Annotated in this window: 11 protein-coding genes; 3 read left to right on the top strand and 8 right to left on the bottom strand. The window is 62.3% G+C overall.

The genetic code is table 11. The annotated features are described in order from the left end of the window. Positions 1–163 precede the first annotated feature (163 nt). Together ACZZ0Q_RS00905 and glyA are read right to left on the bottom strand one after the other, a co-directional pair. Positions 164–1,414 (bottom strand): sarcosine oxidase subunit beta family protein, encoded by a 1,251-nt coding sequence (locus tag ACZZ0Q_RS00905; protein ID WP_463540415.1) that lies wholly within the window; start codon positions 1,412–1,414, stop codon positions 164–166. A 66-nt stretch (positions 1,415–1,480) separates the two neighbouring features. Next, positions 1,481–2,734, bottom strand: coding sequence for a serine hydroxymethyltransferase (glyA, locus tag ACZZ0Q_RS00900; protein WP_463540416.1), 1,254 nt, complete (start codon positions 2,732–2,734; stop codon positions 1,481–1,483). A gap of 294 nt (positions 2,735–3,028) precedes the next feature. Here glyA and ACZZ0Q_RS00895 point away from each other — a divergent pair, with 294 nt between their 5' ends. Next, a complete protein-coding gene (locus ACZZ0Q_RS00895; protein WP_122492054.1) occupies positions 3,029–4,069 on the top strand; it encodes a threonine aldolase family protein in 1,041 nt (346 codons plus the stop codon). A 99-nt stretch (positions 4,070–4,168) separates the two neighbouring features. Continuing rightward, complete coding sequence (locus ACZZ0Q_RS00890; protein WP_463560204.1) at positions 4,169–6,097, top strand: ferredoxin; 1,929 nt, start codon at positions 4,169–4,171, stop codon at positions 6,095–6,097. A 754-nt stretch (positions 6,098–6,851) separates the two neighbouring features. Here the strand turns inward: ACZZ0Q_RS00890 and gbcB are convergent. Further along, positions 6,852–7,952, bottom strand: a complete 1,101-nt coding sequence (gene gbcB / locus ACZZ0Q_RS00885; RefSeq protein ID WP_463540418.1) for a glycine-betaine demethylase subunit GbcB — start codon at positions 7,950–7,952, stop codon at positions 6,852–6,854. Between the two features lie 307 nt (positions 7,953–8,259). On the opposite strand from gbcB, the gene gbcA reads away from it, so the two are divergent. Beyond that, positions 8,260–9,549, top strand: a complete 1,290-nt coding sequence (gene gbcA / locus ACZZ0Q_RS00880; RefSeq protein ID WP_463384146.1) for a glycine-betaine demethylase subunit GbcA — start codon at positions 8,260–8,262, stop codon at positions 9,547–9,549. Between the two features lie 220 nt (positions 9,550–9,769). Here gbcA and etfB read toward each other — a convergent pair whose 3' ends face one another. From etfB to ACZZ0Q_RS00855, 5 genes are all read right to left on the bottom strand, one after another. Beyond that, positions 9,770–10,549: an electron transfer flavoprotein subunit beta gene (gene etfB / locus ACZZ0Q_RS00875; protein ID WP_463540419.1), complete on the bottom strand. Its 780-nt coding sequence runs from the start codon at positions 10,547–10,549 to the stop codon at positions 9,770–9,772. Continuing rightward, complete coding sequence (gene etfA / locus ACZZ0Q_RS00870; protein ID WP_463540420.1) at positions 10,539–11,762, bottom strand: electron transfer flavoprotein subunit alpha; 1,224 nt, start codon at positions 11,760–11,762, stop codon at positions 10,539–10,541. Before etfA ends, etfB begins: the two co-directional genes overlap by 11 nt. A 156-nt stretch (positions 11,763–11,918) precedes the next feature. Continuing rightward, positions 11,919–13,853, bottom strand: a complete 1,935-nt coding sequence (gene dgcB, locus ACZZ0Q_RS00865; protein WP_463540421.1) for a dimethylglycine demethylation protein DgcB — start codon at positions 13,851–13,853, stop codon at positions 11,919–11,921. A 161-nt stretch (positions 13,854–14,014) separates the two neighbouring features. Next, positions 14,015–16,075: a dimethylglycine demethylation protein DgcA gene (dgcA, locus tag ACZZ0Q_RS00860; RefSeq protein WP_122492061.1), complete on the bottom strand. Its 2,061-nt coding sequence runs from the start codon at positions 16,073–16,075 to the stop codon at positions 14,015–14,017. A gap of 157 nt (positions 16,076–16,232) precedes the next feature. Further along, entirely contained in the window at positions 16,233–16,763 is a 531-nt protein-coding gene (locus ACZZ0Q_RS00855; RefSeq protein ID WP_463540422.1) for a DUF5943 domain-containing protein, read from the bottom strand. Positions 16,764–16,806: the final 43 nt, after the last annotated feature.

Below are 16,806 nucleotides of genomic sequence, written 5' to 3'. Positions count from 1 at the left end.
GCGGGAGAGGGGTCGGGGGAGAGGGTTTTTGCGTTCGCCGCTAAAAGCCCCTCTCCCGCCCTTCGGGCACCCTCTCCCGCAAGCGGGCGAGGGGATTGTTTTGCTACCGCGTTCCCGCTTGGCTCCCCTCTGCCCGCTCGCGGGAGAGGGGATTGCGCCTTGATTAGTGGGCCACTGCCGCTGCGCCGTGTTCGTCGATCAAGGCGCCGTTGTGGAAGCGGTCCATCGAGAACGGTTTGGCCAGCGGGTGCATCTCGCCAGTGGCCAGGCTGGCGGCAAATACGTGGCCTGAGCCCGGTGTGGCTTTGAAGCCGCCGGTGCCCCAACCGCAGTTGAAGAACAGGTTGGGCACCGGGGTTTTGCTGATGATTGGGCAGGCGTCCGGCGAGGTATCCACAATGCCGCCCCACTGGCGGTTCATGCGCACGCGGCTGAGCACCGGGAACATTTCGACGATGGCTTGCAGGGTGTGTTCGATGGTCGGGTACGAGCCGCGCTGGCCATAGCCGACGTAGCCGTCGATGCCGGCACCAATGACCAGGTCGCCTTTGTCGGACTGGCTGATGTAGCCGTGCACGGCGTTGGACATGATCACGCTGTCGATAATCGGCTTGATCGGCTCTGATACCAGCGCTTGCAGCGGGTGGGATTCCAGCGGCAGACGAAAGCCCGCGAGCTTGGCCATGTGTCCAGAGTTACCCGCCGTGACCACGCCCACGCGCTTGCCGCCGATAAAGCCTTTGCTGGTTTCAACGCCGATGACCACGCCGTTTTCCTTACGGAAACCGATCACTTCGGTTTGCTGAATCAGGTCCACGCCCAGGGCGTCGGCGGCACGGGCGTAGCCCCAGGCCACGGCGTCGTGACGGGCCACGCCTGCGCGCCGTTGCACGGTGGCGCCCATGACCGGGTAGCGGGTGTTTTTCGAGCAATCCAGGTACGGAATTTCAGCGGCGGTTTGCTTGGCGTCGAGCAGTTCACCGTCGATACCGTTGAGGCGGTTGGCGCTCACGCGGCGCTCGGAGTCACGCATGTCTTGCAGGGTGTGGCACAGGTTGTAAACACCACGGGGCGAGAACATCACGTTGTAGTTGATGTCTTGCGACAGCCCTTCCCACAGTTTCATGGCGTGTTCGTACAGGTGCGCCGACTCATCCCACAGGTAGTTGGAACGCACGATGGTGGTGTTGCGCGCGGTGTTGCCGCCGCCCAGCCAACCCTTTTCGACCACCGCGACATTGGTGATGCCATGCACTTTGGCCAGGTAGTAAGCCGTGGCCAGACCGTGGCCGCCACCGCCGACGATGATTACGTCGTACACCGGTTTCGGTGTGGGATTGCGCCACATGCGCTGCCAGTTTTCGTTGTGGCTGAGCGAGTGCTTGAACAGGCCGAAGCCGGAATAACGTTGCATCAGAGGTGCTCCTCGCTGCGTCCCTCGCCGACCGCTGGCGAGGGTTAGTAAATCAGTCGGGTGAAATCACTTGTAGACCGGGAAATCCGCGCACAGGGCGGCGGCTTGCTTGGCCACCTGCGCCTCGACATCGGCATCGCCGAGGTGGTCGAGGATGTCGCAAATCCAGCCGGCCAATGCCACGCTCTGCGCCACTTTGAAGCCGCGTGTGGTGATCGCTGGCGTGCCGATGCGCAGGCCCGAGGTTACGAACGGCGACTGTGGGTCGTTAGGCACGGCGTTCTTGTTCACGGTGATGCCGGCACGGCCGAGGGCTGCGTCGGCGTCTTTGCCGGTGAGGCCCTGGCGAATCAGGCTGACGAGGAACAGGTGGTTGTCGGTGCCGCCCGACACCACGTCGTAGCCGCGCTCGATAAAGACTTTAGCCATGGCCTGGGCGTTATCGATCACCTGCTGCTGATACGCCTTGAAGCCAGGCTCCAGCGCTTCCTTGAAGCACACCGCTTTGGCGGCGATCACGTGCATCAGCGGGCCGCCCTGGCCGCCGGGGAATACGGCGGCCTGGAATTTCTTCTCCAGGTCTGGGTTGGCCTTGGCCAGAATCAGACCGCCACGCGGGCCGCGCAGGGTTTTGTGGGTGGTGGTGGTCACCACGTCGGCGTAAGGCAGCGGATTGGGGTACAAACCAGCGGCCACCAGACCGGCCACGTGGGCCATGTCGACAAAAAAGTACGCGCCCACTTTGTCGGCGATTTCGCGGAAGCGCGGGAAATCGAGGGTTTTCGAGTAGGCCGAGAAGCCGGCAATGATCATCTTCGGCTTGTGCTCGACGGCCAGGCGCTCGACTTCGTCGTAGTCGATCAGGCCGGTGTCGGTGTTGATGCCGTACTGCACCGCGTTATAGAGCTTGCCGGAGAAACTCACCTTGGCGCCGTGAGTCAGGTGGCCGCCGTGGGCCAGGCTCATGCCCAACACGGTGTCGCCGGCTTGCAGGAGCGCGAGGTACACAGCGGCGTTGGCCTGGCTGCCCGAGTGCGGCTGCACGTTGGCATAGTCGGCGCCGAACAGCTCTTTGGCGCGGTCGATGGCCAGTTGCTCGACCTTGTCCACATGCTCGCAACCGCCGTAGTAACGCTTGCCCGGATAACCTTCGGCGTACTTGTTGGTCAGGCCGCTGCCCTGAGCTTGCATCACGCGTTTGCTGGTGTAGTTCTCCGAGGCGATCAGCTCGATGTGGTGCTCCTGACGGGCTTCTTCGGCATCCATGGCTGCCAGCAGTGCATCGTCATAGCCTTTGATCTGGTCGTTTTTGCTGAACATCTCGGGTCTCCAGCGACAGCGGCTGCCGCATCATTGTTATGGGCGCCCACTCCGGCAGGCGGAGCGGTTGTGCGTGTAGCGATTCTGCGAAATCGCCAGCGACGCCATATGCCTGTTTGCGACGTCAAAATGCTCAAACTGACCAGGCTGGGCAAACGACCAATCGCGGCTGAAGCCGCTCCCACAATGAAATACGTTCCACTGTAGGAGAGGCTTCAGCCTCGATGCTCTTTGAACGACACAACGACCGACCCGCGCTAAAGTGTTGCCCATCGCCGTCCCAGGAAGTGCTCCATGACCGACACCACCCAACAGTTCGCCAGCGACAACTATTCCGGCATTTGCCCAGAAGCCTGGGCCGCCATGGCGCAGGCCAACCACGGCCACGACCGTGCCTACGGCGATGACCAATGGACGGCCCGCGCCTCGGATCACTTTCGCCGGCTGTTCGAAACCGACTGCGAGGTGTACTTCGCCTTCAACGGCACCGCCGCCAACTCGCTGGCGTTGTCGCAGTTGTGCCAGAGCTACCACAGCGTGATCTGCTCGGAGACCGCCCACGTCGAAACCGACGAATGCGGCGCGCCGGAGTTTTTCTCCAACGGCTCGAAACTGCTCACCGCCCGCACCGAAAACGGCAAGCTGACGCCCGCGACCATTCGCGAAATCGCCCTCAAGCGCCAAGACATCCACTACCCCAAGCCGCGCGTTGTTACGCTCACCCAGGCCACCGAAATCGGCAGCGTATACCGCCCCGAAGAACTCAAAGCCATCAGCGCCACGTGCCGCGAGCTGGGCTTGAACCTGCACATGGACGGCGCCCGCTTCGCCAACGCCTGCGCCTTCCTCGACTGCTCGCCTGCCGAGCTGACCTGGAAAGCCGGCATCGACGTGCTGTGCTTTGGCGGCACCAAAAACGGCATGGCCGTGGGCGAGGCGATTCTGTTCTTTAACAAACAACTGGCCGAAGACTTCGACTACCGCTGCAAACAAGCCGGCCAACTGGCCTCGAAAATGCGCTTCCTCTCGGCACCCTGGGTCGGCCTGCTGGAAAACGACGCCTGGATGAAATACGCCCGCCACGCCAACAGCTGCGCGCGCCTGCTGGCCGAGCTGGTCAGCGACATTCCGGGCGTGAGCCTGATGTTCCCCGTGGAAGCCAACGGCGTGTTCCTGCAACTCTCGGAACCGGCCATCGAAGCCCTGCGCGCGCGGGACTGGCGCTTCTACACCTTCATCGGCGCCGGCGGCGCGCGGTTTATGTGCTCGTGGGACACCGAAGAAGAACGCGTGCGCGAGCTGGCGGCGGATATTCGGTTGGTGATGCAGGCTTAAAGGCCACCCGCAAAAACCGCGAGATTTACCACACGCGCAACAAAAACCTCCGTCATCCCCGCGCAGGCGGGGATCCAGAATCCCGAGCCGAACACGTTCATGGACGACCGATCCCTAAAGTCCCTCCCCCGCCTGTTCCTCGAACTGTTCCTCGAACTCGGCTGGATCGCCCTCATCATCGTCACCCCCCTGTTTGCCCCCCTCGCCCTGGGGCTTCTCGGCTGGATGGCCTATCTGCCCATCGCCTGGCTAACCAACCGCATCCGCGGCGGCGTGCCCTACCGCCTCCAGCAATTCAGCTTCTTCTGGACCCTGGGCCTGGCCATCGGCATCGGCCGCGCCATCCCCACGTTCTGGATAGCCTTTTGCGCCGGCGTGCTGGTGATCTTTGGCGGCATTCTGCTCATCAGCCACCTGGAAAAACGCCTCGGCCTGAACCTGGAAAAACAGGTCGAGCGCGAGAGCGACACCAACCTCATGCCCGTGCCCACCCCCTACAGCGAACGCGGCGCCAGCGCCTGGGGCGGCGGCGAACCGCGCCTGACGCCCGAAGGCGAGCCGGTGCGGCTACTGGGCGAAAGCGAAATCGCCATGGGCGGGCCGGTAGTGTGCGACTACCTGCTACCCGACGGCAGCGTGATCTTCAACGCCAGCCCGTCGGCGCAGTTCTCCAGCGACGGCCGTTACTTCGTGTCGCCGGCACCGAGCCGCAACGAATGGAGCCTGCTGATCTACGACCGCAAACAGCGCGTGCTGCACCACTGCGCCATCAGCCACTTCTGGGAACTGGACCACGTCAGCAGCACCGAGGTGATCGGCCGCGTCAGCCCACTGACCTCCGACGCGCCTTACCGCGCCAACATCGACGAGCTGATAGCCGGCGCGAAACGGGGCGAAACCTTCGTCGGCATCCAGGACCTGTGGCTGCCCGACAGCTACTGGCAGTACCTGCAAACCGACCACCAGAACCGCACACTGCCCTCGCCGCCTCAGGCGCCGACGCTTGAACTGCGCACCTGCTTGCCCGAGCGCCTGATGGACCTGGGCGACCCCTTGGAACCGCTGCGCAACCCGCTTGGCGAACTGATACTCGACGGCCAGGCCACCGGCCTGATGCTGATGCAACCCGACCCGAGCATCGTCTTCAGCCAAGACGGCCAGACCTTCGTCTGCGCCGCCAGCCGCGACGACATCAGCGGTTTTTGGCTATGGCAACGCAGCAGCGGCTGGCGCCTGATGAGCAACACCTGGCAGCCGAGAGAACGTGAACCGCTGTGCAGCTCGCCGAACTTTATCGGCCTGGAAGCCGACCATTTGCGCCTGCGCATGAACTGGGCGCAACCGTGCCTGGAATACCGCGACCATGGCCCCGTGACCTCGTACACCCACGGCCAAATCGAACTGGTGACCGGCCAAAACCGTCGCGGCAAACAGACACTCGGCTACGCCGAGATGCCGGAAGTCGACCTGCTGCTACCCCTCAACGACGACCCACTGCTCCTGCAAAGCGCCCCGCTGAAAAGCGGCCAACGCCTAACCTTCCAGGCGCTTCGTGACAGCCGCGAAGGCGACTTGCGCGCCTACCAGTGCAGCATCGGTGACTGGCAATTGCCGGGCGAATGGGCGCTGGACCATCGCGTGTCCGACTGCGGCCACTTTATCGCCCTGATCGCCTTCGCCGAAGCGCCTGGCGTGCTCCACCGCGTCGCCATCGCCGAACCGCGCAGCGAGACGCTGCACTGGTTGGAAGACGATGTGCTCGACGTGCACTTCCAAGGCTTTATCGACGGCCAACTGCACCTGCTGCGCTTGCTCGGGCGCAATCGGTACGTGCCGATTACCGGGCCGGGGCAGGGAAACCCCGAGCGCGAAAGCCGGTTTACCGAGGCGGCGCCGGCGGCGGGCAAGGCGTATGCATTTGCCCAGCGGGACGGTAAATGGCGATTGTTTTACCGGCAGCAGGTCGCGGTGGTTGAAGCAGGGGTTTGGCGGTTGCAGGAATTGCCCGAGGTGAACGTTCAAGAATGAACAAACCGTACTTGTGACGCGCCATTTTCGTTTCCAGGAATCGCGGCTAAAGCCGCTCCCACAGGGCAGTGTTTTTTTGTAGGAGCGGCTTCAGCCGCGATGCTTTTGATCCGCTTGTGATCCGCTTGTGATCTGCTTGTGATCTGCTTGTGATCTTGATCTCCCGCTCTTGATCTACCCCGCACCGTTTATCGCAGGCCGAGTGGAGTCGTTGCGTAGGGGGTTGAGCGGCCGGGAGCCGCGAGAGGCGTGTCGGGCCATGGATGGCCCGTCTCGCCGTGCCCCCGGAGTAACGACGGAGCGAGGGAACCTGAAGCGCAGCGTAAGGCCAAGGTAGGAGCTAGACCTTTTGGTTACTTTTAGGGCAATGCTAAAAGTGACTCGCGCGTAAGGCGCGAAACAAAAACGTTCAGCGCACGCGGTAATGAATACCTACGCCGATCTACCGTGTACGGCTTGAAATTCTGGATCCCCGCGTTCGCGAGGATGACGGAGGTTTTGATATCGGGCGCGGTAGAAAAGCTTGCGCGTAAGGCGCGAAACAAAAACGTTCAGCGCACGCGGTAATGAATACCTACGCCGATCTGCCGTGTACGGCTTGAGATTCTGGATTCCCGCCTGCGCGGGAATGACGGAGGTTTTGATAATGGCGTCGTAGAAAAGCTCGCGCGTAAGGCGCGAAACAGATCCCCACTCACACGCGCTAATGAAGGTTTTCGCAGATCGAAAGCAGCCCGAATAAGCCGGGCTTCGCTTAATAATCAATCACCACATCCCCCTTCGGCACACTGCAGCACGACAGAATGTACCCCTGCGCCACATCCTCATCCGTAATCCCCCCGTTGTGCTCCATCTCCACATCACCGGAAGTCTTCATCACCTTGCACGTCCCACAAATCCCCATCCCGCAGGCCTTGGGAATGTGCAGCCCCAGCTTGGCCGCCGCAGCGTGCACGGTCTCACCAGGCGCCACGCGGATGCTCTTGCCCGTGGCAGTGAATTCCACCTGATTGAGGTCGGCCGCGTCCGGCGCCGGCGCTTCGGCGGCCTGTTCGGCGTTGACGATGGCTTCGGCTTTATCTTCGGCCGGCGTCGCGCCGAACGATTCTTCGTGATAGCGCGTCATGTCGAAACCGTTGGCTTCGAGCAGGCGTTTCACGGCGTTCATGTACGGCGTCGGGCCGCAGCAGAAGATTTCACGCTCGCGGAAATCCGGGGCGATCAGTTCCAGCATCGGCTGGTTGAGGTAGCCGCGATAGCCAGCCCAGGGCTCGCCCTCGCCATGCTTTTCACAAATGATGTGCAAGCCAAAGTTGCGGACGCGAGAGGCCATGTGGTCCAGCTCACGGCGGTAGATTACGTCGCGGGGTGAGCGGGCGCTGTGGACGAATACCATGTCGACATTGGCGTTGGTGTCGAAGAACCAGCGTGCCATCGACATCACCGGGGTAATGCCCACGCCGCCGCTGAGGTAGAGCACTTTGTCGTTGGGGAAATCCATGGCGTTGAACAGGCCGACCGGGCCATGCACGGGCAGTTCATCGCCTTCCTTCATGTTGTCGTGCAGCCAGTTCGACACCTTGCCGCCCGGCACGCGCTTGATGGTCAGCGAGAAGCTGTACGGCACCGACGGCGAGCTGGAAATGGTGTACGAACGCATGATCGGCTGGCCATCGATTTCAAGCTCCAGGGTGACGAACTGCCCCGGCTTGAAGAAGAACATGATCGGCTGGTCGGCCATAAAGCAGAAGGTGCGCACGTCCCAGGTTTCCTGGATCACTTTGACGCAACGCACCAGGTGACGGCCGTTGGCCCAAGTCTGGGTGTTGACCGGATTAAGGAAAGTGTTGGACATGTTCGCTCCCGCTGACGCTTAGGGTTGCCTGGGTCTTGTGCCCGGGACTATGGCGCCGATTGTGGGCATGCGCCTAGTGGCTCACTTACCTATCTGCGACATCGGCATGCTCACCGCGACCAGCCCCCAACCATCGGGGCTGGCGCGTCGGAAACGGATTCGGCCGTGTCGTCCATGGATAAGGCCATCAACGCGCTCGACTCCACACTCCACCTCAATCTAGAGCGCATTACACAAGCGCCTTGCGTGAACACCAACCGCCAATTTTCGCTGCGCGCACACCGCGATCAGCCATGAGGACAGAGCCATGGATACCACTACCCTGAGTTTGGGCGACCCGCTGGAGCCGGCACGCAAGGCCACCGCCGAGATGCTGCAAAACCGCGAACGCACCTATTCCCTGCCGCAGCCTTTTTACAGCGACGAGCGCCTGTTCGATATCGATATGCAGGAGATTTTCCACAAGGAATGGTTGATCGCCGGCATGACCTGCGAGATCCCGGCGAAGGGCAATTACCTAACCTTCCAATTGGGCAAAAACCCGATCGTGGTCATTCGCGGCGCCGACGGCGTGGTTAACGCCTTCCACAACGTATGCCGCCACCGTGGCTCGCGTTTGTGTACGGGCGAAAAAGGCAAAGTCGCCAAGCTGGTGTGCCCGTACCATCAGTGGACCTACGAACTCGACGGCCGCCTGCTCTACGCCGGCACCGAAATGGGCGACGACTTCGACATGAAGAAATTCGGCCTCAAGCCGGTGCATGTGAAGGTCGCGGGCGGCTACATCTTCGTGTCGCTGGCCGAGAACCCGCCGGCCATTGATGAATTTCTCTCCACCCTGGCTCATTACATGGAGCCCTACGACATGGAGAACACCAAGGTGGCGGTGCAAACCACCTTGATGGAAAAAGCCAACTGGAAGCTGGTGATCGAAAACAACCGCGAGTGCTACCACTGCAACGGCTCGCACCCTGAGCTGCTGAAAACTTTGCTGGAGTGGGACGACGTCACCGACCCGCGTGCCGACCAGGCTTTCAAAGACCACGTCGCCGCTTCCGCTGCCGCCTGGGACGCCGAGAAAATTCCGTACGCCCACGCCAGCTTTGGCCTGCGCAACCGCATCGTGCGCATGCCGCTGCTCAAAGGCACTGTGTCGATGACCCTGGACGGCAAACAAGGCTGCAACAAATTGATGGGCCGCATCAAAAACCCGGACCTGGGCTCCATGCGCATCCTGCATTTGCCGCACTCGTGGAACCACTGCATGGGCGACCACATCATTGTGTTTACCGTGTGGCCGATCAGCGCCCAGGAAACCATGGTCACCACCAAATGGATCGTGCACAAAGACGCCGTTGAAGGCGTGGACTACGACCCGGTGCGCATGCGCCAAGTGTGGGACGCCACCAACGACCAGGACCGTCGCCTGGCAGAAGAAAACCAACGCGGCATCAATTCCACCGCCTACCAGCCGGGGCCGTATTCGAAGACCTATGAGTTTGGCGTGGTGAATTTTATCGACTGGTACAGCGAGCGCTTGCTGAGCAATTTGGGGGCTGCGCCGGCGCCGTATTTGTATGGGATCAAGACCCAATAACCACGCTTTTTGACCCAACGGTAATTCCGCGCGCAGCGGTACGACGCAAAAAACTCGCGGCTAAAGCCGCTCCCACAGGTTGTGCGCTTCCTGTAGGAGCGAGCTTGCTCGCGAAGCGGTCTCCAGCCTGGCAAAAAAATCGCGGCTGAAGCCACTCCCACAGGTTGTCCGTTTTCTGTGGGAGCGGCTTTAGCCGCGATGCTTTTGCGTTCGAAAAGGCCTAGCGAATAACCCCTTCCTCGAGCAGCAATTTGAAAATCGCCTCGGCGCCCTCCTGCGCGCTGACGCCTTTCACAATCTGCCCACCGCCACCCGCCGCTTTCGCCGTGGCCGCTTTCATACGCTCGGCGCCGGTTTTGGCTTTGATCACTTTCAGCCGTTTGGGCCGAGGCCGTGCCGGTTGAAAGGTGGCGCTGGCGAGCACGTCATCATCGAGCACTTCAACCTCATCGGCGCTCAAGGTGCCGCGACGGGCTGGGCCGAAGGCGCTTTGCCGGGCGACCGGCGCGGCGTTGTCGACGCTGGCGAGAAACGGCAGGCGCACTTGCAGGCGCCGACGCTGGCCACGGGGCAGCGCTTGCAGCACTTGCGCCACACCGTTTTCAACCTTTTCCACTTCGGCCAGGCCCACCACCAACGGCCAACCCAATTGCTCGGCCAGCAGGTACGGCAACATGCCCGAACCTTCGCCGGTTTCGGCCTGGCTGCCGGTGAGTACCAGTTGCGCCTCGCTGCCTTTGAGGAAGTCGAGCAGCACGGGCAGCGCGTCGGCGCCGTCCGGCTGTTGCAGCACGCTGAGTTCGTTCAGGCCCATGCCCAGGTAGGCGCGCAAGGCGTCTTGCTGGGCGTCGCCGGCGTGCAGTACGCGCAGCTGTTCGCCGGCCAGGCGCAAGCCCAGTTCGACAGCACGGGAATCCTGCTCGGCGCGGCGGGCGCGGCCGGAGGTGGGGTGGGCGCCGATGGACACCAGGCACAACACTGAGAGTGGCTTAGGCTGCATCGCGATTGCCTCCGGCGCGGTGCGCGGCCATGCGTTCGATTAGGGCGGCAAGAATGGCCGCCGAGTCGCCGATGACGGACAGGTCGGCGCGTTTGATCATGTCGCAGCCAGCGTCCAGGTTGACCGCCACCACTTTGTCGCAGGCGCCGATGCCTTGCAGGTGTTGGATGGCGCCGGAAATACCGACGGCCAGGTACACCCGCGCCGTGACCCAGGTGCCGGTCGCGCCGACCTGGCGGTTACGCGCCATATGGCCGTCGTCCACCGCCACGCGTGAAGCGCCTTCGGTGGCGCCGAGGGCGACGGCGGTGCGGTGGAACAGGTCCCAGTCTTTAACGCCGTTGCCGCCGGACAAAATAAATTCCGCCTCGGCCATCGGTGTCGCGGCGGGGTCGACTGCCACGGCGCCGAGGTCTTCGATACGCGGCAGGCAACGGGCGACGTCGTGGTCGAGTGAAATGGGCTGCGCTTCATGACGGGTTTCGCTGACCGGCTCGGCGCATTCGCTGGCGGCCAGAATCAGCCGGGCGAGTGGACGTTGCAGGTCTTGCTGGCCGGCACCGGCGCGGCCGATGCATTGCTCCTCGGTAACTTGCCACACGCGCGTAGCCGGACGTTCGCCCAGTTGCGCCGCCAAGCGCCGCCCAAGCTCGCCGCCGCCGGTGCGGCTGTCGGGCAGCAGCCAATGGCGCGGCTGGAATTGCCGTTCAATGGCAGTCAGGGCTTGCACCTGTTGCTCGGGCGCGTAGCCGCTGTAAAGCGAGCCGTCGAGGTGCAGCAGGCGATCGACGCCAGCGGTGTCGAAACCGCTTTCTTTGTGCTCGCCAAATACCACGGCCAACACGGCGCCTGCGCTGCCGGCGAGTTTATGCGCGAGCCCGAGCAGATCTTTGTCGTGGGCGGTCAGGCGGCCACCGACCATGTCGGGCACCACCACGATGTAAAAGCTGGGTGCCGGCACCGTGTGCAGCGGCAATTGCACCACGGCGCTCTGGCTCGAGCGCTTGGTGGTGCCGCCCTGCTGCACGCCGCTGCGGTCGATGCGCTTGATGCCGTTGGGGCCGATAAAGCCGACCGCGTGCGGATTTTTACGGATGACGCCGTTGGGGCCCATCCAGCTGGTTTCGCTGCGCTGCAAGGTGGCGTGCAACGGGTGCAGGCGGTTGCGCGCGATGCGCTCGGCGTGGGGGTTGCGGCGGATGAGGTCAGACATGGGTGTTTCTCCGGCGAGTAGGCAAGAGCGAAAGGCCCCTCTCCCCCAGCCCCTCTCCCGCAAGCGGGCGAGGGGAGTTAATTCGCGCGCGATTCGTCCCCTCGCCCCCCTGGGGGAGAGGGCTAGGGTGAGGGGGTGACAGCAAACGAAGGTTCATCATTCCACCCCCTCCGCCACTCGCTTAACCGCCACAACCGGCGTCTCCAGCAGTACCTCTGCCACCAGCTCGGCGATGTCTTTGATCTGCGGCCGAGGTTCGACCACGCCTTCCAGCATCGCGGTGCATTGCGGGCAGCCCACGGCTACCAGTTCAGCGCCGGTTTCTTTGATGTCGACCATGCGCATGTCCGGAATGCGTTGTTTGCCCGGAATGTCGGTAATCGGCGCGCCGCCACCGCCGCCGCAGCAGCGTGAGCGAAAGCCCGAACGTTGCATTTCTTTCACTTCAATACCCAGGGCGCGCAGTACGTCACGCGGCGCTTCGTATTCACCGTTGTAGCGGCCGAGGTAGCACGGGTCGTGATAGGTCACGGAGCCGCCTTTGTGCTGGCCGAGGTTGAGTTTTTTCGCGGCGATGAGTTCGGCGATAAAGGTGCTGTGGTGCAGCACTTGGTAGTGGCCGCCGAGGGCGCCGTATTCGTTTTTCAGCACGTGGAAACTGTGCGGGTCGCAGCTGACGATGCGTTTGAAGCTGTAATTGTCCAGGGTGGCGATGTTGCGTTTGGCCAGACTCTGGAAGGTCGCTTCATCGCCCAGACGCCGAGCCACGTCGCCGCTGTCTCGTTCTTCCAAGCCGAGCACGGCGAAGTCGACGTTGGCGGCTTTCAGCACTTTCACAAAGGCGCGCAGGGTGCGTTGGTTGCGCATGTCGAAGGCGCCGTCGCCGACCCAGAACAGCACGTCGGTGGTGTGTTTTTCGCTGAGCAGGTTGAGGTTCAAATCCGCCGCCCAGTTCAGCCGGCCGCCGGGGTTGAAGCCGCCGGGGTTGTCGGTGGCGATCAGGTTGTCGAGCACTTCGGCGCCCTTGTTCGGCGTGGCGCCTTTTTCCAGGGTGAGGTGGCGGCGCATGTCGACGATGGCATCGACGTGCTCGATCATCATCGGGCACTCCTCCACGCAGGCGCGGCAGGTGGTGCACGACCACAGCGTTTCGGCATCGACCAGGCCGCTGACGATGGGTTGATGCGGGCCGCCTGCATGTTCACCCACCGGCTTGCCTGGGTAGGGGCTGCCCGCAAACTTAGCATCGGTGCCGCCGGCCAGGCCGACGACCATGTCTTGAATCAGCTTTTTCGGGTTCAGCGGTTGCCCCGCCGCGAAGGCCGGGCATGCCGCTTCGCATTTGCCGCACTGCACGCAGGCGTCGAAACCGAGGAGTTGGTTCCAGGTGAAGTCGATAGGTTTTTCCACACCCAAAGGCGCGTTGGGATTGGACAGGTCGAGGGCTTTCAGCCCAGTGGAACGGCCACCGCCAAAACGCTCGGCGCGACGGTGCCAGGCCAGGTGCAGGGCACCGGCGAAGGCGTGTTTCATCGGCCCGCCCCAGGTCATGCCGAAGAACAATTCCGACACGCCCCAGGCCACGCCAATTGCCAGCACCAACGCAAGCACCCAGCCGCCAAAGGCCGCAGGCAGGATGCCGGCCACTGGCAAGGTGGCGATAAAAAAGCTGACGGAAAACATCAGCAGACTTTTCGGCAGGCGCATCCACGGGCCTTTCGACAGGCGCGAGGGCGGATTCAGCCGACGCTTGGCCACGAACAGCGCACCGACAAACATCAGCACGCAGGCGCCGAGCAAGGCGAAACCGAGGATGCGGTTATGCAACCCGAAACCATGCACCAGCAGCGCAAGCACGGCAGCCAAAACAAAACCGCCCGCCGTGGCAACGTGGGTGTTGGCGATGTATTTGTCGCGGGCCACCACGTGGTGCAAATCGACCATGTAGCGCTTGGGCATGGCCAGCAAACCGCCAAGCCAATCGACCTCGGCTGCACGGCCACGGCGCCACATGAAAAAGCGCTTGGCCGCGCCGATCGCCGCCAAGAGCAGGGCGGCGAAGAGGAGGATGGGCAGAAGGGTGTTTAACATCATTGGTCTCCTTCGCGGGACCGGGAAACAACACAAATCGGTCCCCTCGCCCCTGCGGGGAGAGGGCTAGGGAGAGGGGGCGGCAGGCGACGCGAATCACCGAATCAACAGCCCCTCTCCCCCCGCCCCTCTCCCGCAAGCGGTCGAGGGGAGACCATCACTTAGAAGTCCTTACACAACCGCAACGCGTCATAAATCGCCGCGTGAGTGTTGCGTTGGGCTACGCAGTCGCCGATGCGGAACAGCAAGTAGCCCTCGCCCGCCTCGCTCAGGCACGGTTGCGGCTTGATGGCGAACAGCGCTTCGACGTCGATCTGGCCTTTGTTGCGCGAGCCTTCTTTCAGGGCGTAGTACAAGGTTTCGTCCGGGCGCACGCCGTTTTCCACCACCACCTGATCGACCACGCGCTCTTCCTTGGCGCCGGTGTATTCGTTCTCCAGCACGGCCACCAGCTTGTCGCCTTCGCGGTAGACCTTTTCCAGCATCATGTCGCCGGTCATGACCACGTCTTTGGGATACATGCTGCGGTAGTAGGTGGGGAACGAGGTGCCGCCCATGGCCACGCCGGGTTTGGTGTCGTCGGTGACGATCTCAACCTGCGAGCCCTTGTCGGCCATGAAGTCGGCGACCGACATGCCGGTAAATTCGCAAATGGTGTCGTACACCAGCACGTTTTTGGCCGGCGCCACTTTGCCGTCGAGCACGTCCCAGCTGCTGACCACCAGACCTTCGGCCGAGCCCCAATGTTCGTTTTGTTCCAGGTACGGATGGCCGCCGTTGGCGAGCACGATCACATCCGGGCGCAGGTCTTGAATGGTCGCGACGTCGGCGCCGGTGCCCAGGCGCAGGTCGATTTTCAGCCGCGCCAGTTCCAGCTGATACCAGCGGGTAATGCCGGCAATTTGGTCGCGCTGCGGTGCTTTCGAGGCGGTGGTGATCTGCCCGCCCAGTGCGTCTTTCTTCTCGAACAGGGTCACGTCGTGGCCGCGTTCAGCCGCCACGCGGGCCGCTTCCATACCCGCTGGGCCACCACCGACCACCACCACTTTGCGTTTCACGCCGGTGGTTTTTTCGATGATGTGCGGCACGCCCATGTATTCGCGGGACGTGGCGGCGTTCTGGATGCACAGCACATCCAGCCCTTGGTATTGGCGGTCGATGCAGTAGTTGGCGCCGACGCACTGTTTGATCTGGTCGACCTGGCCCATTTTGATTTTGGCGATGAAGTGCGGGTCGGCGATGTGCGCGCGGGTCATGCCGACCATGTCGACGTAACCGCCGTCGAGAATGCGCGTGGCCTGGTTCGGGTCTTTGATGTTCTGCGCGTGCAGCACTGGCACCTTGACCACTTCCTTGATGCCCGCCGCCAGGTGCAGGAATGGCTCCGGCGGGTAGCTCATGTTGGGGATCACGTTGGCCAGGGTGTTGTGGGTGTCGCAGCCCGAGCCGACCACGCCGATGAAATCGATCATGCCGGTGTCGTCGTAGTACTTGGCGATCTGTTTCATGTCCTCATGGCTGAGGCCGTCGGGGTGGAATTCGTCGCCGCAAATGCGCATGCCGACGCAGAAATCCGGGCCAACTTCCTGGCGGATGGCTTTGAGCACTTCGAGGCCGAATTTCATCCGGCCTTCGAAATCGCCGCCCCATTCATCGGTGCGTTTGTTAACGCGCGGGCTCCAGAATTGGTCGACCATGTGTTGGTGCACGGCGGACAGCTCGATACCGTCCAGGCCGCCTTCCTTCGCCCGGCGCGCGGCCTGGGCGTAGTTGCCGATCACACGCCAGATTTCTTCCACTTCAATGGTTTTACAGGTGGCGCGGTGCACCGGTTCGCGGATGCCCGACGGCGACATCAGGGTTGGCCAGTTGAAGCCGTCCCACCGCGAGCGGCGGCCCATGTGGGTAATTTGAATCATGATTTTGGCGCCATGCTTGTGCATGGCGTCGGCCAGATTCTGGAAGTGCGGAATGATGCGGTCGGTAGACAGGTTTACCGAACTCCACCACTCCTGCGGGCTGTCGATCGCCACCACCGAAGAGCCACCACAAATCGCCAGGCCGATACCGCCCTTGGCCTTCTCTTCGTAGTACTTGATATAGCGCTCGGTAGTCATGCCGCCGTCGGTGGCATACACCTCGGCGTGGGCAGTGCTGAGCACGCGGTTGCGGATGGTCAGTTTGCCGATCTGGATCGGCTGGAACATAGATTCAAAAGCCATTACGGCACCCTCTGAAAACTACTGCGCTCGGTTATGCCGCGTTGGAGGGCAAAGCGAAAATGCTCATTTACTGAATGTAAACTCCGCTTTTCGCTTTGCCCTCCGCCTTGCCTACCCTTCGCTCGCTACGTTTTCACGTTGAGTTGGAAAGAGATGATCAGAGCGGCTTTACGACAAACAACCCATCGTCATGCCCTTCTTCCGAGCCGCCGTACACCTGCTCGGCGACGGTGCGGATGCTGCTGCCGCTGGCGGCGAGAATCTGGTCCATGGCGCCGGCAAACCAGCCGGTGAACATGTAGTCCACCTTGCGGCCGACCTTGCCGTACACGTAGACGAAGGCCGAATGTTCGAGCTTGACGCTGGCGGTGCCTTTTTCCAGGTCGATGTCCTGGATTTTGAACAGGCCCCAGCCGCGCTGGCTCAGACGATTCATGTAGTGCTCGAACACCGCCACACCTTCAATGCCGTGGCATTCGGCTTCTTTCTCACACCAGTGCCAGGCCGATTTGTAGCCGGCTTTGTAGAGGATCTCGGCATAGGCGTCGGCGCCCAGAACCTCTTCGATGCCCATGTGGTTATTCACGAAAAAGTGCCGTGGCACATACAGCATCGGCAGCGCATCGCTGGTCCAGACACCGGTTTCGCTGTCGACTTCGATGGGCAGTTGCGGGGCGATTTTGGCCATGGGTGGAGCTCCAGAAATTCGGTAAGGTTTTTACCCTCACCCC

The sequence above is a fragment of the Pseudomonas sp. AC070 genome (assembly GCF_979258635.1).
The sequence above is the reverse complement of the archived record's forward strand: the minus strand, read 5'-3'. Positions and strand labels throughout refer to the sequence as shown.